The following is an 18,121-nucleotide window of genomic DNA, read 5'->3' as shown; positions in this document are numbered from 1 at the left end:
CTGGATCTGGAAGCGGTTGTCGGTGATCTCGGCGACGCGCTTGCAGAAGAATTCACACCCGCCATAGAGCGTGTCGAGTGCCTTCGGCCAGCTCGCCGCGAGCCGCCACCTGACCTCGGGCATCGATTGCGCGACCGCAGGTGCGGCGACCGCCGTCGCAGCCAGCCCGACGCCGCCTGCCTTCAAGAATTCACGACGCTTCATGCGTATTCCCTCCTGTGTGCCGATGCCTCGACAAGGGAACGATCTTGGTGCCGTCTTTCTTCGCCGATCGATCGACGTTCTGTGATGAATGTGTCCGGTGGCCCTCGACGGGCTCTTGTTGTGGAAATCCGAGTTTCCGGTTCCGCCGGTCAGGATGATCGTTTGCCGGAGGAAATCAAGCGCCTGCCTTCGTTGCAGGTGCGAAGGACAATCGGCGCTGCCGGTCTCATCTGATACCCGCCGCAATGGCTGCCGGTCTTGCCGCGATCTGCTACGCAGGGCGGGTGGGTTGATGGGAGTTCAAGGACATGGCCAACAAGAAAGTCGTGGTTGCCGGCGCGACCGGCCTCGTGGGCAACGCCGCCTTGCGACACTTCGGCGCATCCGACGATTGCGAGCGGATTGCGCTGTCGCGCCGCAAGCCGCGCGATCTCTACGGCGCACGGCATGTGCGAATCGATTTCACCAGCGCAGAGGATTGCCGTCGCGCCGCGGCCGAGCTCGGCGGCGCAACGCACCTGATCTACGCCGCGCTCTATGAGGCGCCCAGCCTGGTCGATGGCTGGCGCGATGCCGGGCAGATCGAAACCAACGACCGGATGCTGCGCAATTTGATGGGCGTGATCGAACCCGTCGCGCCCGATCTCAAGCATGTCGCGCTGCTGCAGGGCACCAAGGCCTATGGCGTGCATGTCCGGCCGCTCACGGTGCCGGCGCGCGAGGGCCGTTCCGAAATGTACGAGCAGCCGAATTTCTATTGGGCGCAGGAGAATTTCCTGCGCGAGCTGCAGCGGGGCAAGGGCTGGCACTGGAGCATCCTGCGCCCGGTCCTGATCATCGGCGAAGCCATGGGCGGCGCGATGGACCTGATCCCGCCGCTCGGCGTCTATGCGGCGGTGCTGCGCGCGCAGGGCAGGCCGCTGGATTATCCGGGCGGCGCGCCGCGCGTCGCGCAGGCGGTCGATGTCGATCTGCTGGCACGCGCGATCGCCTGGTCGGGCGACGCCGAGGCTGCGCGCAATGAAGCGTTCAACGTCACCAATGGCGACGTCTTCACCTGGGAAAATATCTGGCCGGCGGTATCGGATGCGCTCGAAATGACGCCGGGCCGGCACGTGCCGCTGTCGCTGGCGCAGACCTGGCCGCAATGGATCGCGCCGTGGGACGAATTGCGCAGGAAGCACGACCTGATCGCGCCCGGACTGGAGGAGTTCGTCGGCCTGTCGTTCCAATATGCCGATTACAGCATGCGCTACGGACAGACTGAGTCGGGTCCGCCGTCGATCGTCTCGACGGTGAAGATCAACCAGGCCGGCTTCACCGAGATGATGGATACCGAGGCGATGTTCCACAAATGGTTCAGGCTGGCGAAGGCGAGCCGGCTGCTGCCGTAGTTATTGGAGCGGGCGCTCTTCTCCCTCTCCCCGTTCTTACGGGGAGAGGGTTGGGGTGAGGGGCCTCTATCCGGCGAGCATCATGCTGCATGCTGAGCGGTGTGCCTCGCCCCTCACCCGGATCACACCGGACGATGCTTCGCATCGCCGGGGCGATCCGACCTCTCCCCGCAAAGCGCGGGGAGAGGTGAAGGACGCGTCAGCGCGAAAACGCGGCTTCCATCGCCTTGCGCGTCTTGATCGTGTCGCTCGTCTCGTCGACCTCGACGTCGCTCCAGCGCACCACCGCGCCATGGGCGACGTCGCTCTTCAGCTTCACCCGATGGGCAAGCCCGATCGGCAATGCGCCGGCGGCGAGGCTGGTGGCGGCCGGCATCAGCTTGCCCCACACGGTGTAGCCGCCTTCGCCGTCGAGCATCTCGCCGGCGCGCAGATTGCGCTTGGCCACCGCTGCGACGTCGCCGCGGAAGCCGCGCGGCTGCCCGGTCGGCTCGTTGCGCAGCGCTGCCGACAGCACGGAGATGTTCAGCTCGAGCCCGATCAGGTGATACGGCTTGTACATCGCCGCATAGCGGCCGGAGGCGTCGGTCTTGAGGCCGTACTGCCTGAAGCAATCGGCGGCGTAATCGTTGGGCGCCTCCAGCACCACATAAACGCCCCAGCGCAAATCGCGAAACACCGGACGGCCGTCGCGCTCCAGCGACGACACCACTTCGACGATGCCGGATTTCTCCAGCACGCCGCCCGCCTCGCGCGGCCGCATCACATGCGGCAGGTCGTCGACGCCGCAGGGCGGAAACAGCAATCCCTCCGACGGCACGTCGAGGGTGCAGGCATTGGCGATCGCCGCCATCTCGATCGCGGATTTGGTGCCGTCGAGGAAGGAGTTGAACATCTGCGGATTCATGCCGGCGGATTGCGCCTCGCCGGCGGTGAGCCCGTAATGCTGCCACACGCCTTCCGGCGTGACGTCGTGATAGGCCGGCAGGTATTTCGTGCCCTTGCCGGCGGCGACGACGCGGAAGCCTGTGGCGCGCGCCCAATCGACCATCTCGGCCGTCAGCGCCGGCTGGTCGCCATAGGCAAGCGAATAGACCACGCCGGCCTTGCGTGCCTCCTCGGCGAGCAGCGGCCCCGCCAGCACATCGGCCTCGACATTGACCATCACGACATGCTTGCCGGCTGATATCGCCGCGCGGGCATGGCGGATGCCGACGGCGGGATTGCCGGTCGCTTCCACCACGACATCGAATGCGCCGCCGGCGATCGCACGCGCGCCGTCGTCGGTGAAGGTGGTGGCGCTGATCCGCGCGTTGTCCCAGCCGACGGTGCGGCACGCCTCGCGGGCGCGGTCGCGGTCGAGATCGACGATCACGGGCACCTCAAGCCCCGGCGTGTGCGGCACCTGCGACAGGAACATCGAGCCGAATTTTCCGGCGCCGATCAGGACGACGCGCACCGGCTTGCCGGCGGCGGCGCGGGTTTTGAGGAGGTGATGCAGGTTCATGATGCCTTCCAATTAGAGAGTCATTCCGGGCGACGCGTAGCGTCGAACCCGGAATCTCGAGATTCCCCGATGCGCAATTGCGCATCGGCGGTTCGACGCTACGCGCCGCCCCGGAATGACGGTCGAAGACTTTACTCCGCCGCCTGTCGCGGTGCACGAGCGAGCCGCAGCAGCGCGTCGTCTGCGACGGTCTGGATCGGCGTGAAGTCGCGGTGCGCGATGTAGTCGGGTCGCGTCGGGGTGCGGATGTAGTTCGAGACCGCGTTCAGCGTCAAATAGACGATCTTGCGCGGGTAGGGCGTGATGTTGCCGCTCGATCCGTGCACCAGATTGCCGTGGAACATCAGCATGCCGCCGGGCTTGCCGGTCGGCGCGACGATGCCGCCCTGCTTCACAAGGCGGGTCACGGTTTCCTCGTCCAGCGTCCACAGCGGATAGGAGGTGGTTTCGAGATCGTGCGAGGCCTTCAGATCGCCCGCGGTCTGGCTCTGCGGCACCAGCATCAAGGGGCCGTTGATCGGCATCACCTCGTCGAGGAAGATCGCGATGTTCATCGCGCGCGGCTCCGGCATGCCGTCATCGCGCTTCCAGGTGCCGTAGTCCTGGTGCCACTGCCAGACGTCGCCGGTGAAAGCCGCCTTCGCGTTGATCTTGAACTGATGCATGTAGACCTTCTCACCGAACAGCTGCTCGATGGGGACGATCATGCGCGGATGCGCGCCGAGGATTCCGAACGCCTCATTGTAGAGATGCGCGGCGAAGGCCGTGCGCGGCGCGCCGCTCTTCTCGCGCCACACCTCGGGGCGGTTGGCGTCGTAGATCGAAACTGCCTCGCGCGCGAGGAAGTCGACCTCTTCCTGGCTGAACAGCTCGGGCAGGAACAGCCAGCCTTCGCGATGGAAAAATTCGACCTGCTCTGGGGTCAGTTTCATGGTGCTTTCCTCCTGTTGTTATTCTGTCTCCCCTCATGGTGAGGAGCGCGCCTTCGCGCGTCTCGAACCATGAGGCCTCGCTGGCTCATCCTTCGAGACGCGGCTTGCGCCGCTCCTCAGGATGAGGTCGGCCGGCGGCTCACGCCGCCACGTCGATTGCCCTCAGCTTCTCCTCGGTCATCCGCCCTGCCGTCTGCGCATGCGCCAGCGCCGCGGCTTCTGCCGCTGCGGCGTTGCCGGAAAAAACATGCGCGGCGATGGTCTCGTGTTCGGTCCAGGCGCTGCCGCGGTAATCGAGCTCGGCGAGCACGGTCGCCATCGAGCGGCGCATATGCGGCCATTGCGGCGCGATCATCTCCTCGATCGCGGAATTGCCGGCGAGGCGATAGATCGCGCTGTGGAAATCGACGTCGAGCGCGATCAGCCGCGCCAGTGGCGTGCCGTCGTCGATCGCGCGTCCGGCCTCGAGCGCGGCTTCGAGTTGCGCGCGGGCCACGGCATCCTCTTTGACACGCGCGGCGGCAAGCCGTGCCGCCAGCGCATCGATGGCGCCGCGGACTTCGTAGAGTTCGCGAATGCGCTGCGGATCGAGCTGCGTCACCTCGAAGCCGCGTCTGCCGCTCTCCGCGACAAGGCCCTGACGATGCAACAGATGCAGGGCGTGCGAAATCGGCTGGCGCGAGACGCCGAGCCGATCGGCAAGTTCGTTCTGGGTGATGCGCTGGCCAGGCAGCAGCGTGCGGTCGATGATCGCTTCGAGCAATCGCCCGTAGACTTGGTCGATGAGGTTTGGGAGCGGATCCAACGGGATCATACCGACCGTCCAATTTGGAATACGGAATTCCGTGTTCGAAAGCGAAGCTACTGCGGGTTGCAGGAGCGGTCAAGGCTCCGGTTTGCGGCCACGCTAAGCGATTGAGAATGGGGCGGTTTTGACCGGGCCGCGCTCAAGGCAGCCGTCCAGCGCCGTGATGGCTGGGCCGCCCGTCCGCGTCTTTCTTGAATGGGACCAGAGACGTCGATGCCCGGGACAAGCCCGGGCATGACGAGTTTCGCGGAAACGACTCGCAGCCCGCTACTTCGACTTGCCCAGCTCCATCAGCGTCCGCGTCATCAGATAAAGTCGCGGCACGATCGAGTTGGTGTCGATGTATTCGTCGCGCGCGTGATAGCCCCAGCCGGCGAGGCCGAAGCTTTCGACCACGACGGCCTTGCCGCTGCGCGCGGCGTAGCCGGCGTCGGTCGCGCCGCCGGTCATTTCCGCGATGTCGAGCGTGCGCCCGAGCTCGGCATAGATCGCCTGTCCCTGCCTCGCGAGCGCGCGGCCGCGATCGTCAGCCACGAAAGGCGGACGGCCCGCGACGACCTTCACGGTCACTTCGGTGTCCGCGATCAGTCTGTTCTTCACCTTCTCGTCGAGCGCCGCCTGCAGCTTTTGCACGCCGTCGGGAATGGTGAGGCGGATGTCGGCGCCGGCGGTGGCGTGATCGGGGATCTGGTTGCGCACGGTGCCGGCCTTCGCGGTGGTCCAGTTCAGTTGCGTGCCCGGAATCGATTTCGCGACGTCCTGGGTCTGCAGCAATTGATGCGCAAGCTCGATCAGCGCGTTGCGGCCGAGCTGCGGCGCCGCGCCGGCATGCGAGGCTTTGCCCTTCACATCGATCGTGCCGGTGGCGGTGCCGCTGGCGCCGAGCAGCAGGCTCTCATTTTTCGCGACCGGCGGCGCCACCGTCGGCTCGAAGGACAGCACCACATCGTGCCGGTCGGCGAGCTCGGCGATGATCTCGCCGGAGCCGATCGAGCCGACCTCCTCGTCCGGATTGAACGACACCGTGAGCTTGGCGTAGTCGCGCCAGCCCGCATCGTTCAGGATCTTCAGTGAATGCAGGATGACGGCGATGCCGCCCTTGTCGTCGGCAATGCCGGGCCCATAGATTCTGGTGCCGTCGATTTTATAGGGGTGGGTGTCGAGGATGCCGTGCTCGTACACCGTATCCATATGTGCGATCAGCATCAGCTTCTTCGTGCCGGTGCCCTCAAAGCTGCCGATCACCATGTCGGCACCGGCGCCCTTCGTGGTCTTGCGGCGTTCGGTCTTGGCGCCGAGCGCCTTCAGCCGCGCTTCGGTGTAGTCGGCCATCTTCTGCAGGCCCTCGACATCGCTGGAGCCCGACTCGATCAGCACCATGTCGTGCAGGCTCTCGATCACCGCCGGCTGGGCCTGCTCGGCGGCCGCGCGCAGCTTCTCGTCTGCGGCGGCAAAGGCGGAGGAGGAGGCAAGGGCGAGCAGACCGGCCGACGCGAGCAATTTGATGGATAGTTTCATGATCGTCCTCCCTGCACAGATGCGGGAAGAGACACTAGCATCGCGATCTATGCGCCTCCAGCTGCGTCAATTGCGCTCGAGCACCTCGACATCGAAGGTCTCGATCTCCGAGGCGTCGGCGGTCGCATCGATCGCCGCGATCCGGTCGCCGGAGATCGTGACCCGCAGCACGATGCGCAGCGCGCCGCCGAAGATGACGGCAACGCCGATCTCGCCGTCGACCAGCGCGGGCTTCGCCGCCTGCGCGCGTCCCTTGAAGCTTTCGGCCACCGCTGCGGCGCCGCGGATGACCGGCAGCGAGCCGAGCCGCTGCGCGGCCTGATCAGCGCGCACCACGACATCAGGCGCCAGCACGGCCAGCAGCCCTTCGAAATCGCCGTTGCGGGACGCGGCGAGGAAGGCCTCGACGATGCCGCGCTGCCGGCTGAGATCGGCATCCGGTGCGGGGGGCGTACCCTGCACGCGACGCCTGGCACGGCTGGCGAGCTGCCGCGCGGCGGCCGGCGTGCGCCCGACGATCGGCGCGATCTCCTCGAACGGCACCGCGAACATGTCGTGCAGCACGAAAGCCAGCCGTTCGGCCGGTGCCAGCGTTTCCAGCACCACGAGCAACGCTGCGCCGACGGAATCGGCCAACTCGGTCTCGCGCTCGGACGGATTGTCCGCGATCGGTTCCGGCACATGTGGGCCGATCGGCTCCTCGCGGCGCGATTTGCGCGAGCGCAGCATGTCGAGACAGATGCGCGCGATCACCGTGGTCAGCCATCCCCCGAGATTGTCGACCGCAGCAGCGTCGGTGCGGCCGAGCCGCAGCCAGGTTTCCTGCACGGCATCGTCGACTTCGGCGGTCGAGCCCAGCATGCGGTAGGCCACCGCGCGCAAGCGCGGCCGGTTGGCCTCGAACTGTTCGGTGAGAGAATTTTTCTCGTCCATCGGTCACGTTCCCTTTGTCCGCTCCGTCATGGCCATGACGAACGAAACTGCGCCGATGTGACAACAAATCGGCGCGGCGCCGTCAAAAGGCAAATCAGGAGAATGACATGATGAAAGCCCGCATGAACCACCCGGTGATGGTTGTTCCCGAGGCCATGAAGGCGTTGCAGGCGCTGAGCGAGAGCACCAAACCGGCATTGCCGGAAAAGCTGCTGGAACTGGTGCATCTGCGCGCCAGCCAGATCAATGGCTGCAGCGTCTGCGTCGACATGCACCCGAAACTCGCCCGGCGCGCCGGCGAGACCGACGAGCGGCTGTTCGCGGTCGGCGCCTGGCGCGACGCACCGTATTTCACCGAGGCCGAGCGCGCCGCGCTGGCGCTGACCGAAGCGATGACCCGGCTCAGCGACCGCGAGGATCCGGTAACGGACGCGGTGTGGGATGAAGCGGCGAAGCACTTTGACGAGCAGCAGCTCGCGTCGCTGGTGCTGGGCATCGCGGCGATCAACGTCTGGAACCGGCTGAACGTCGCCGTCCGCCAGCCGGTCGGCGCCTGGAAGGTGTGAGAGAGTGACCTTCTTGCTTCGCCTCTCCCACAAGGGGAGACGGTACACCGCCTAAGCGGAGAGAAACTCCAGCACGATCTCGCAGTAGCGCTGCGGGGCCTGTTCGAACATCGGATGCGTGGTGCCCGGGATCATCTCGGTGCGTGAATCCTTCGCATTGGCGGCGAGCGCGTGCAGCACCTTCGGCAGCATGCCCTTGGTGTTGGCGCCGCCGATGAAGAGCGTCGGTGTCTTGATCGCTTCCGCGTCGGCCTTCGAGAATGGCGGGCGCTGGTCGCGGGTCTGGCCGATCAGCGTGGTCGCATTGTCGCGCAACAGCTGCTTGGCGGTCGCCGGAATCCGTTTCCACGCCCCGGGGCCTTCGAGCGCGTCCATGAAGATCTGCAAGCCGCCGTCGATGTCACCCTTGGCGATCTCCTCGGCACACGCCGCGAAGCGTGCTGCCAGCGGCGAGGGACCCGGCTTGAAATCGGGATCAAGGGTCGCATCGAGCTCGCCGCCCGGCTCGGCGAGGATCAGCTTGCGCAACAGGTCGGGCCGCCGCTGCGCGGCACGGAAGCAGATATGGCCGCCGCGGGAATGCCCCATCAGGTCGACCGGTCTGGTGTCGAAGGCCTCGATGAAGGCGATCACATCATCGACATGCTGCGCGATCGAATAGGTGTCGCCAACGCCGTCCCAATGCGCCGGGAAGAAATGCCGCAGGCTGACCGCGATCACGCGGTGCCGGCGCGTCAGCGGGCCGAGCACCGCCGACCAGATCCGGAAGTCGCACAGCGAGCCGTGCACGCAGACCAGCGGCGGGCCCGCTCCGACATCGAGATAGGGCATGTCGAAACCGTTGACGTGGAGGCTGTGCATTTTGGGCTCGCGGAGAGGCAGGAGATGTTGTTGATTTGGCCCAAGTTCCCACGGAATTCGGGTGGATAGCAACATTCTCCAAGCCTAGATTCCGGATCGACAGCAAGCTCACGCGAGAGCTGAAGGGAACATCTGGAGCGAGCCATGACCGGCCAGCATTTTGCAATCTTCGAAACCATGATCGGCGCCTGCGGCGTCGTCTGGGGCGAGCACGGCGTCACCGGCGTGCAGCTGCCGATGGGCACCGAGGAGAAGACCCGCAAGCGGATCTTCCAGCGCGACGGCGAGGTCACCGAGGCGGCCCCGCCTGCCGAGGTGCAGCACGCGATCGACGGCATGATCGAGCTGCTCGCCGGCAAGCCGAACGACCTTGCCGACATCGTGCTCGATCTCGACGGCGTGCCGGAATTCAACCGCGGCGTCTACGACATTGCGCGGAAGATTCCGCCGGGCAAGACCATGACCTATGGCGATATCGCCAAGCAGCTCGGCGGCGTCGAGCTGTCGCGCGACGTCGGCCAGGCGCTCGGCCGCAACCCGTGCCCGATCGTGGTGCCCTGCCACCGCGTGCTGGCGGCGGGCAACAAGCCGGGCGGCTTCTCGGCCAATGGCGGCGTGGTCACCAAGCTGAAGATGCTGCAGATCGAAGGCGCGATCGTGAACCACACGCCGAGTTTGTTTGATTGAGTGGGCCGACCCTCCCTCTATAGGGCAGGGCAATCGCAGATGGAATGAACCGATTCTTCCGTGCCGTCATGGCCGGGCTTGTCCCGGCCATCCACGTCTTTTCTTCGCGTGGAAACGAAGACGTGGATGCCCGGGACAAGCCCGGGCATGACGAGTTTGTGGGAACTCCGATTGCCTCAAACGGCCATATGCGATTGCCCTACCCTCCAGGGGAGGGTGGCAGAGAGCGACTGTCGCGAGTTTGGCTCACGTCACACCGTCTCGCACACGAACCCGTTGCCCTTCCGCCTGATCCTGCCAATCGACGGCGAAGGGAAATGCGCGGGGCAGCACAGCGTGTCGGTGTCGCAATAGCGCTCCAGGAAGCCGCGCCGCGTCTTCGCTGCTTGCGTCTGGTCGACATCGAACTTCGCCGACAGCTCCGGATAATGCGTCTGGATCGGCGAGTGCATCAGATCGCCCGAAAACACCGCAGCGTCCTTGCCGCGGCCGAAGGCGAAGGCGACGTGGCCCGGCGTGTGGCCGGGCGTCGGCAGGATGCGGGCGTGGTCGCCGATCGCAAAGTCATGGCCAACGATCTCGGACCGCTTGGCCTCGACCACCGGCAGCACGCTGTCCACGAAAGGCGGGACCTCGGCCTTCGCGTTGCTCTCGGTCCAGTAGTCGAACTCGGCCTTGTCGAACACGTAGCGCGCGTTTGGAAAGGTCGGCACCCAGCGGCCGTTCTCCAGCCGCGTGTTCCAGCCGACGTGATCGACATGCAGATGCGTGCACATCACATAGTCGATGTCAGCGACCGAGAAGCCGGCTGACGCCAGACTGCGCAGATAATTGTCGTCGGTCTTCATGTTCCATTTCGGCCGCGCCGGCCGCGGCTTGTCGTTGCCGATGCAGCTATCGATCAGGATGGTGTGGTGCGGCGTCTTCACGACATAGGACTGGAACGCCAGGATCAAGGTGTCGCTGTCGTCGAGCGCGCCGGTGGCCTGCATCCAGCCGCGGTTCTCGGCGAGCACGTCCGGCGTCAGTCCGGGCAGCATGTCGTGCGCGGGCAGGAACGTCGTCTCCTGCTCGACGATGCGATGAATGGTGAGATCGCCGGCGGCAAACTTCAGCCTCATGGTGATTCCTTGGCGTTGGTTTTCGAGCGAAGTGGAGTCCGGTTCGCGTGACGAAAACGCGAAAAATCTAGTGCGCGTCGCGCACGGCGGGAATGATGATGTTGGCGAGGATATCCATCGCCGCAAGGCCTTCCTTCGGCTCGCCGTACCGGGCTGCCGTCGTCATCATCACAAGGTCGAGATCGCGACAATGACGGCGAGATATTGTCCGGTCGTGGTTGAACCCGGCCGGCGATGCACAAGACCTGCGCCGGGAGGTGAGAGGCGGGGAGGCATTCGCGCGTCACATGCTCCCCGCGGTTGCCTTGGCTACGCCGTTGGCGGCGCCGAGATCTTCACCGACGGCCGCTCCAGCATTTTCTGGTAGAAGGCGTCGAGCTTGGGATAGGCCTTGCGCCAGCCGCAATCGGCGAAGCGGAAATCGGCATAGCCGAGTACGCACACGAGGCCGATCTGCGCGATGTCGAACGACGAGCCATCGAGAACATCCGGCCGGTTCTCGAACCGCGCCATGCCGGCCCAGGCCCTGTTCCAGTGATCGTCGTACCAGGCCTGCCACAGCGAGCCCTGCGGCCGCACCATCTTCTCGTAGCGGCACAGCAGCATGGAATCGAGCATGCCGTTGAGCAGCGAATGATCGGTCTTCAGCTGCCAGCGCCGCGGGCCGTAGCCCGGGATCAGCCGGCCGCCGCCGAGCTCGTTGAGATATTCGACGATGACATAGGAGTCGAGGATGACGTCGCCATGGTCGAGGATCAGCACCGGCAGTTTCTTCAGCGGCGAGATCCTGGAGTATTCGTCGTTTGCCGTGCCGGGCGCGACGGTCGCCGGCACCAGCTCGATCTTGTCGATCAGGCCAAGCTCGATCGCCGCGATGCGCACCTTGCGGGCGAACGGGGAGGCGGGAGAGAAGGTGAGTTTCATTGGGGAATTCCTTGTGAAAGCTCTTTCCTCTGTCATGGCCGGGCTTGACCCGGCCATCCACGTCTTTGCCTCCGTGGAAGACCTAAGACGTGGATGCCCGGGTCAAGCCCGGGCATGACGAATTCAGCAACAGCGCGTGGGCGCTTACGCCCCAACGATTTCCTGGCGCTGCTCGCCGAGGCCTTCGATGCCGAGCGTCACGACGTCGCCGACATTGAGATATTGCGGCGGCTTCATGCCGGTGCCGACGCCGGGCGGGGTGCCTGTCGTGACGATGTCGCCGGGCAGCAGCGTCATGAACTGCGAGACATAGGAGATGCACTTCGCCATCGTGAAGATCATGGTCGAGGTCGTGCCGGTCTGGCGGCGCTGGCCGTTGACGTCGAGCCACATCGACAGTTTCTGCACGTCGGCGATTTCATCCTTGGTGGCGAGCCACGGGCCGACCGGGCCGAACGTGTCGTGCGACTTGCCCTTGGTCCACTGGCCGAGGCGCTCGATCTGGAAGTTGCGCTCGGAGACGTCGTTGCAGATGCAGTAGCCGGCGACGTGGTTCAGCGCGTCGGCCTCCGAGACGTATTTGGCGCGGGTACCGATGATGGCGGCGATCTCGACTTCCCAGTCGAGCTTGGTCGAACCGCGCGGCTTCTCGACCGGATCGTTGGGACCGGACAGCGCGGTATTGGCCTTCAGGAAGAAGATCGGCTCGGACGGGATCGGGTTGCCGGTTTCCTTGGCGTGGTCTGAATAGTTCAGGCCGATCGCGACGAATTTGGAGATGCCGGTGACGGGGGCACCGAAGCGCGGCTTGCCGGCGACGGCGGGAAGGGAGGCGGGATCGAGGGCAGCAAGCTTCTTCAGCGATTCCGGCGTGTAGGCATCGCCGGTCAGGTCCTTCAGATGGGCCGAGAGGTCGCGGAGCTGGCCGGATTTGTCGATCAGACCGGGCTTTTCCGCACCCTTTTCGCCATAACGAACAAGCTTCATGTTGATCACTCCCTACGATGTCCTGAGGATTGTTACTGGTATACCTCGACACGCTTCATGGAACAGCGCGGGCGGAAATTCAACCGCTTCACGGCCATGGCATTGCAGCCATCACCTTCCGGGGTGGCCGCTCTGAGCCGTTCCTTCGATCGCCGGTCATGATCGCGGACGGGGCGCCGCCAGCATCCGCGTGAACATCTCTTCCAGCAGCCGGCACGGTGGCTCGGGATCGCGCGTGCCCGCGACGATCGCATCGTCCGCCACGGCATGCATCCCGTCGAACACGATCAGCGCCGCGCTGCGGGCGTCCGGGAAAGCCCAGACGCCGGCTGTCCTGCCATCCTCCAGCACGGCGACGATCTGGGCGATCACGTCGTCCTTTTCCTGCGACTTGCGCTGATGATGCGGGAAGTCGTGAAACACGACGTCATGCAGCTCGACATTGGCGAGATAGGTTCCGACGGCGCCGCGCAGCCAGGCCGACAGCCGTCCGGGATGATCGTGCGCGGCGCGCTCGGCGATCGCCGCCGCCACCCGGGCGAGGAAGTCCTGCGCGAAGCGCGCACGCAGCGCGATGATCACGTCGGCCTTGGTCGAGAAGTAATGGTAGAAGGTGCCCTTCGCGACGCCGGCCCGGGCGGCGATGTCGTCGATCGTGGTGGCCTCGATGCCCTTTGTGATGAAGAGGGCCGCCGCAGCCGACATCAGGTCGTCGACCCTGACCTCGGCGGGCTGGGTCCGTCTCCAGCGTTGCGCCGCGCCGCGTGTGGCTGCCGCCTGCCGCTTCCCGATCATACCGTCAGCTTCCATCCGCACCTGATATCCGATTCTTGGATCGCATATTTAGAATGATTTTGAAATGGCTTAGATATATTGACCGACCGTCAGTCGATAGATATTTCTGCCCCGCCGCCGTCCGGGTCCGCGCGACCCGCACGGTCTGGCGCCGTCATCATGAGGAAGCTTCCATGAAATTCTTTCGCGAGGCCGAGCCCGGCATCTTCATCGCAACCGGCCGTCTGCAGACCGAGCAGGACGGCTGCGACTGGACCGCGGAATACAGCGAGCTGCTTGCTGCAAACCGACCGCTCGCCGTGATCGTCAACGTCGACGATCAGCCGGAGGTCGCCGCCGGCAAGCCGATGGTGCTGTGGATGAAGGCGCGCAAGGCCGAGCTCGGCCGGCTGATCCGGGTCACCGTCTATATCGCCGATGACGCGGAGGAGCGCGCCGAGCTCGAGCGCAACCTTCCCGGACGGGCCAAGGCCTTGCCCTATCCGGCCGCGATCGCCGCCAGCGAGGCGGACGCGCTCTTCCTCGCGCGCGCCAGTCTGATCTAGCAGGCTGGAGTTGGGTTGAATCGATTTGGCCTCGGGCTGGCTTCACCTCTCCCCAGTGGGGAGAGGTCGATTTGCGCAGCAAATCGGGTGAGGGGGCTATAGTCCCAACGAGGGACCGTAACCCCTCACCCGGCGCTGCGCGCCGACCTCTCCCAAGGGAGAGGTAAGCCTCCGACGCCGCACCAATTCAACTTGATCTCGTCATGGGCTAGCTCACGCCTCGAGCGCGACGAACCTGAAGGCGTCGCCATCACGCCTGATGTGGCCGGCATTGAAATGTCCGCCGATCACCAGCGTCGGCGTGTCGGCAAAGCGCGAGAACAATTCGCGCCGCGTCGCGGCCGATTGCTTCTGGTCGGAGTCCGCGGTCGACGACCAGTCGAGGTGATACATCTGGCAGGGATGATGCGCGACATCGCCGGTCAGCAGTCCTTCCTCACCGCCGGACCTGATGTGGATGCTCATATGGCCGGGGCTGTGTCCCGGCGTCGGGATCAGCGTGATCTCCTCGGTCAGGCGATGATCGCTCGGCACCAGCTCGGCCTTACCGGCATCCGCGACCGGCTGCACCGAGTCGGCGAACACGGCGGCATGCGCGGCATCGTCGCTGTGGTCGCGCCAGTGCTCATATTCGGTCTTGCCGAACACGTAGCGCGCATTGGCGAAGGTCGGCACCCATTTGCCGCCGACGAGTTTGGTGTTCCAGCCGACATGGTCGACATGCAGATGCGTGCACAGCACGGTGTCGATGGTGTCGGGCGCAAATCCGGCCGCGGACAGTTCTTCCAGGAACGGATCGCTGCGGTTGTTCCAGGTCGGCACGTTGCGGCCCTGCTTGTCGTTGCCGAGCCCGGTGTCGACGATGATGCGGTGCTCCGGCGTCTCCACCAGCAACGAATGGATCGACATTTTCAGCCGGCCCTCCTCATTGGCGAAATGCGGGATCAGCCAGGGCAGGCTCTGGATCTCCTCCCGGCCGGCCAGCGGCAGGATGAAGCGCGTGCTGCCGACGGTCTCGAGCTCGACGACTTTGGTGATCCTGACCTTGCCAACGGTCCAGTGCATGCGGCGTGCCCAATGTTTTTTGTTGCTCTTGCCCGACCATGCGGGTTTCCGCGCGCCGGCGCAATGGATCAAGTCGGCGCCTCCTGCGTTACCGCCTCGTTGGACGAAGGAGTGTGCAATGCCGGAACTCGCAATCTCCCCTGAAAAGGTCGGCTTCTTGATCGAGAAGGCGCGGGAATTCGACGTCAAGGAGGGGCTCGTCGATCCCGACTCCGGCTCGAACGGCGCCGACGACGACATGATCGACGTGCTGGAGGACGACGGCAACGACCCGGTGGCGCGCGAGATCACCGGCTTCATCAACGCGCTCAGCGAGGACGAGCAGGTCGACCTCGTCGCCTTGATGCGGCTCGGCCGCGGCGACGGCACCATCGAGGAATGGGCCGATCTCCGTCGCGAGGCCGCCCGCGGACGCACCGGCCATGTCGCCAACTATCTGTTGGGCGAGCCGATGCTCGGCGATTTCCTTGCCGAAGGGCTTGACGAGTTCGGCCTCTCGCCCGGCGACGAACGCATCACGCCGATCCACTAAGCAGCCGCATTGTTCACCTGACCTCGCCCCGCAAGCACAGGGCAATCGCATATGGAATGAACCGAATCTTCCGCGCCGTCATGGCCGGGACGAGCCCGGGCATGACGAGTTTGTGGGAACTCCGATCGCCTCAAACGGCCATATGCGATTGCCCTGCCGCGTGCGGGGAGAGGGAGAAGATTAACGCGCGCAGTCGACAATCACGGTGCCGATCTTGTCGCCCTTCTCGACGGCGAGATGGGCGTCGGCGGTCTCAGCGAGCGCGAATTGCCCGGCGATATTGTGCACGCGGGTGCCCGACGCCAGCCATTGGGTGATATCGGCCTGCGCGGCCGCGAGCAGCGGCGGCGGCAGCGCGAACAGCACCAGCGCGCGCACGGTGATGCATTTTTCCATCAATTCGCGCACCGGCAGTGTCGGCGTGCGGTTGCCGTTGGTGGCGTAGACCGCGATCGTCGAGTTCATTGCCATGATCTTCAGCGTGGTCGCGAGATTGCCGCCGAAATCGACGTCGATCACGCGGTCGACACCGCGGTTCTCGGTGGAGGCCATCACCTTCGAGACGACGTCCTCGGTCCGGTAGTTGACGACCGTGTCGGCGCCGGCAAGCCGCGCCTCGACGTCCTTGACTTGCGAGCTCACCGTCGCGATTACGCGCGCGCCGCCCCACTTTGCCAATTGCACGGCATAGTGGCCGACGGCGCCGGCGCCGCCGGTGACCAGCACCGTCTGCCCCGAGATCGGGCCGTCCGCGAACAGCGCGCACCACGCGGTCATGCAGGGGATGCCGAGCGTCGCACCTGCCGCGAACGACACGTCCTGCGGCAACGGCGTCACCAGATAGTCCGCCAGCGTGATGTATTCGGCGGCGGTGCCGAAGGCACGGCCATTGCGCTGGCCGTTAAACAGCCAGACGCGATCACCGACCGCAAAGCGGGTGACGCCTTCGCCGATCTGGTCGATGATCCCGGCGCCGTCGCTGTTCGGGATCACGCGTGGGAATTCCATCGCGCGATAGTTGCCGCTGCGGCGGCCGACATCGGCCGGGTTGACGCCGGACGCCTCGAGGCGAACCCGGACTTCACCGGGACCGGCCTCGGGCGTCGGCATCTCGCCGACGGTGAGTACCGTCGGCGCCGCGCCGGTTCGTTCGTACCAAACAGCCCTCACAGCGTTCCCGGGAAGGCGCCGCCATCGAGCAGCAGATTCTGTCCGGTGATGAAGCCGGCCTTGGCGCCGCACAGGAATGCGCAGGCATAGCCGAATTCGTCGGGGTGGCCGAAGCGGCCGGCGGGGTTCAGCTTGGCGCGCTCGGCCAGGACCTGCTCGGCCGAGATGCCGCGCTTCTCGGCCTCGGGCTTTGCGGTGCCGCGCAGGCGGTCGGTCTCGAACGGGCCCGGCAGCAGGCCGTTGATGGTGACGTTGTTGATCACGGTCTTGCGCGACAGGCCGGCGACGAAGCCGGTGAGGCCGGCGCGGGCGCCGTTCGACAGGCCGAGGATCTCGATCGGCGCCTTCACCGCGGCCGAAGTGATGTTGACGATGCGGCCGAACTTGCGCGCCATCATGCCGTCGACGGTGGCCTTGATCAGCTCGATCGGCGTCAGCATGTTGGCGTCGATCGCCTTGATCCAGTCGTCGCGGGTCCAGTTGCGGAAATCGCCCGGCGGCGGGCCGCCGGCGTTGTTGATCAGGATGTCCGGCTCGGGGCAGGCCTTGAGCACGGCTTCGCGTCCGGCCGCCGTCGTGATGTCGCCGACGATCTCGGTGACGGTGACGCCGGGGTGGGTTTTGCGGATTTCGCCGGCAGTCTGCTTCAGCGCCTCGGCGCCGCGCGCCGTCAGGGTGACGTGCACCCCCTCATTGGCGAGCGCGATCGCGCAGGCGCGGCCCAGTCCCTTGCTCGATGCGCAGACGATGGCACGGCGGCCTTTGATTCCAAGATCCACGGTTCACTCCCTGTGATGTCGGGTAGGTTTTAAAGGTTTGATGGCACCAGTCTAGCGAAGCTCGGCGGCGCCGATAAGGGACGTGCAATGCATAAGTGCATGCCGGGCAGGAACAGGCGGGTGAGCACGTTGGAGCAGGGCGGGAGGCTAAAGCATGATCCGGAAAAGTGCGAAGCGGTTTTCCCTCGCGACAAACGCGGAACGCGTTTGCGCGGAGATCATGCTCAAACAAAGAGCTAAAGCGCGATGACGATTCAACCTAATCACATCGCGCTTTAGATGCGTTGCTCGCGCCGCAGCCGCTCGATCGCCATGGCGGCTTCGGGCGGCAGCGAGCGGAATCCGGCCTGTCCGGCCGCGGAGAACAGCGGCCGCAATTGCGATCCGTTGAGGAACTGCGGCTGCCTGGCGAGCGGCACCAGCTGATCGAACACCAGCACCAGGGGGGTCACGACGAGACCGACCCTGATGGCGCCGAGCAGCGCGCCGCCGAGGCGGTCGCCGATCCCGATCTCCGAGCCGATGGTGTCGTCGAGCATCGTCCGCGCCATCTTTCCGAGGATGACGCCGATCAGGAGGAAGAGGCCGAACAGCAGCACGCCATTGGGCGGAAACGGCGACGACGGCAGCGTCGCGATGTGGGGCCCGATCATCGCCAGCGCGGCGACCGCGAGCGGCATGGCGACGAGATAGGCCAGGATGGTGACCGCGCTGCGCAACAGGCCGGTCGTGAAGCCGGTCACCACCGCGAACACCAATCCGAGGATGACGGCAAGGTCGAAGAGGTTCATGG

The 18,121-nt window shown here is 65.4% G+C and carries 20 protein-coding genes (1 of these 20 running past the window's edge); 5 read left to right on the top strand and 15 right to left on the bottom strand.

Annotated features, from left to right (window positions below):
• Positions 1-204: the 5' portion of a TRAP transporter substrate-binding protein gene (locus XI02_RS40490; RefSeq protein WP_038378709.1), read on the bottom strand. It extends 885 nt beyond the left edge of the window; only the first 204 of its 1,089 coding nucleotides appear in the window; it begins with the start codon at positions 202-204; its stop codon lies off the left edge, out of view.
• A gap of 308 nt (positions 205-512) precedes the next feature.
• Between XI02_RS40490 and XI02_RS40485 the strand changes: the two genes are divergently transcribed.
• Positions 513-1,598: an NAD-dependent epimerase/dehydratase family protein gene (locus tag XI02_RS40485; RefSeq protein WP_172646706.1), complete on the top strand. Its 1,086-nt coding sequence runs from the start codon at positions 513-515 to the stop codon at positions 1,596-1,598.
• A gap of 199 nt (positions 1,599-1,797) precedes the next feature.
• Here the strand turns inward: XI02_RS40485 and XI02_RS40480 are convergent, their stop codons facing one another.
• From XI02_RS40480 to XI02_RS40460, 5 genes are all read right to left on the bottom strand, one after another.
• Positions 1,798-3,105, bottom strand: a complete 1,308-nt coding sequence (locus tag XI02_RS40480; protein ID WP_172646707.1) for an NAD(P)H-dependent oxidoreductase — start codon at positions 3,103-3,105, stop codon at positions 1,798-1,800.
• Between the two features lie 131 nt (positions 3,106-3,236).
• Positions 3,237-4,037 (bottom strand): phytanoyl-CoA dioxygenase family protein, encoded by an 801-nt coding sequence (locus tag XI02_RS40475; protein WP_172646708.1) that lies wholly within the window; start codon positions 4,035-4,037, stop codon positions 3,237-3,239.
• 139 nt (positions 4,038-4,176) lie between these two features.
• Positions 4,177-4,851: a GntR family transcriptional regulator gene (locus tag XI02_RS40470; protein ID WP_069280177.1), complete on the bottom strand. Its 675-nt coding sequence runs from the start codon at positions 4,849-4,851 to the stop codon at positions 4,177-4,179.
• 261 nt (positions 4,852-5,112) lie between these two features.
• Entirely contained in the window at positions 5,113-6,363 is a 1,251-nt protein-coding gene (locus tag XI02_RS40465) for a M20/M25/M40 family metallo-hydrolase (protein WP_172646709.1), read from the bottom strand.
• A 66-nt stretch (positions 6,364-6,429) separates the two neighbouring features.
• A complete protein-coding gene (locus XI02_RS40460) occupies positions 6,430-7,296 on the bottom strand; it encodes a sigma-70 family RNA polymerase sigma factor (protein WP_194483294.1) in 867 nt (288 codons plus the stop codon).
• Positions 7,297-7,406: 110 nt separating this feature from the next.
• Between XI02_RS40460 and XI02_RS40455 the strand changes: the two genes are divergently transcribed.
• On the top strand, positions 7,407-7,862 hold the full coding sequence (locus XI02_RS40455; RefSeq protein WP_026191870.1) for a carboxymuconolactone decarboxylase family protein: 456 nt from the start codon (positions 7,407-7,409) through the stop codon (positions 7,860-7,862).
• Positions 7,863-7,913: 51 nt separating this feature from the next.
• On the opposite strand, the gene XI02_RS40450 is transcribed toward XI02_RS40455, so the two are convergent.
• Positions 7,914-8,723 (bottom strand): alpha/beta fold hydrolase, encoded by an 810-nt coding sequence (locus tag XI02_RS40450; RefSeq protein ID WP_172646711.1) that lies wholly within the window; start codon positions 8,721-8,723, stop codon positions 7,914-7,916.
• Between the two features lie 144 nt (positions 8,724-8,867).
• Between XI02_RS40450 and XI02_RS40445 the strand changes: the two genes are divergently transcribed.
• Positions 8,868-9,410 carry a methylated-DNA--[protein]-cysteine S-methyltransferase gene (locus XI02_RS40445; protein WP_018268929.1) on the top strand — a complete coding sequence of 181 codons (543 nt, stop codon included), beginning with the start codon at positions 8,868-8,870 and terminating at the stop codon, positions 9,408-9,410.
• A 251-nt stretch (positions 9,411-9,661) separates the two neighbouring features.
• Here the strand turns inward: XI02_RS40445 and XI02_RS40440 are convergent, their stop codons facing one another.
• From XI02_RS40440 to XI02_RS40425, 4 genes are all read right to left on the bottom strand, one after another.
• Positions 9,662-10,531, bottom strand: coding sequence for an MBL fold metallo-hydrolase (locus XI02_RS40440; RefSeq protein ID WP_172646712.1), 870 nt, complete (start codon positions 10,529-10,531; stop codon positions 9,662-9,664).
• 309 nt (positions 10,532-10,840) lie between these two features.
• Entirely contained in the window at positions 10,841-11,455 is a 615-nt protein-coding gene (locus tag XI02_RS40435; RefSeq protein ID WP_172646713.1) for a glutathione S-transferase family protein, read from the bottom strand.
• 144 nt (positions 11,456-11,599) lie between these two features.
• Positions 11,600-12,442: a fumarylacetoacetate hydrolase family protein gene (locus XI02_RS40430; protein WP_026191869.1), complete on the bottom strand. Its 843-nt coding sequence runs from the start codon at positions 12,440-12,442 to the stop codon at positions 11,600-11,602.
• Between the two features lie 156 nt (positions 12,443-12,598).
• Entirely contained in the window at positions 12,599-13,237 is a 639-nt protein-coding gene (locus XI02_RS40425) for a TetR/AcrR family transcriptional regulator (RefSeq protein WP_069280172.1), read from the bottom strand.
• 173 nt (positions 13,238-13,410) lie between these two features.
• Between XI02_RS40425 and XI02_RS40420 the strand changes: the two genes are divergently transcribed.
• The gene (locus XI02_RS40420; RefSeq protein WP_172646714.1) at positions 13,411-13,782 is read left to right on the top strand and encodes a hypothetical protein; all 372 of its coding nucleotides are present in this window, start codon (positions 13,411-13,413) and stop codon (positions 13,780-13,782) included.
• A gap of 213 nt (positions 13,783-13,995) precedes the next feature.
• Here the strand turns inward: XI02_RS40420 and XI02_RS40415 are convergent, their stop codons facing one another.
• Positions 13,996-14,847: an MBL fold metallo-hydrolase gene (locus XI02_RS40415; RefSeq protein WP_172646715.1), complete on the bottom strand. Its 852-nt coding sequence runs from the start codon at positions 14,845-14,847 to the stop codon at positions 13,996-13,998.
• A gap of 118 nt (positions 14,848-14,965) precedes the next feature.
• On the opposite strand from XI02_RS40415, the gene XI02_RS40410 reads away from it, so the two are divergent.
• Positions 14,966-15,379, top strand: a complete 414-nt coding sequence (locus XI02_RS40410; protein WP_016842739.1) for a DUF3775 domain-containing protein — start codon at positions 14,966-14,968, stop codon at positions 15,377-15,379.
• A 180-nt stretch (positions 15,380-15,559) separates the two neighbouring features.
• Here the strand turns inward: XI02_RS40410 and XI02_RS40405 are convergent, their stop codons facing one another.
• The 3 genes from XI02_RS40405 to XI02_RS40395 all read right to left on the bottom strand — a co-directional run bounded on the left by XI02_RS40405 (position 15,560) and on the right by XI02_RS40395 (position 18,119).
• Complete coding sequence (locus XI02_RS40405; RefSeq protein WP_172646716.1) at positions 15,560-16,549, bottom strand: NADPH:quinone reductase; 990 nt, start codon at positions 16,547-16,549, stop codon at positions 15,560-15,562.
• Positions 16,546-17,328, bottom strand: coding sequence for an SDR family oxidoreductase (locus XI02_RS40400; protein ID WP_172646717.1), 783 nt, complete (start codon positions 17,326-17,328; stop codon positions 16,546-16,548). Before XI02_RS40400 ends, XI02_RS40405 begins: the two co-directional genes overlap by 4 nt.
• 275 nt (positions 17,329-17,603) lie before the next feature.
• Positions 17,604-18,119: a CvpA family protein gene (locus XI02_RS40395; protein ID WP_172646718.1), complete on the bottom strand. Its 516-nt coding sequence runs from the start codon at positions 18,117-18,119 to the stop codon at positions 17,604-17,606.
• Positions 18,120-18,121 lie beyond the last annotated feature (2 nt).

Source organism: Bradyrhizobium sp. CCBAU 21365 (genome assembly GCF_015291305.1).
GTDB lineage: Bacteria > Pseudomonadota > Alphaproteobacteria > Rhizobiales > Xanthobacteraceae > Bradyrhizobium > Bradyrhizobium elkanii.
This window is presented reverse-complemented; position numbering and strand designations above follow the sequence as displayed.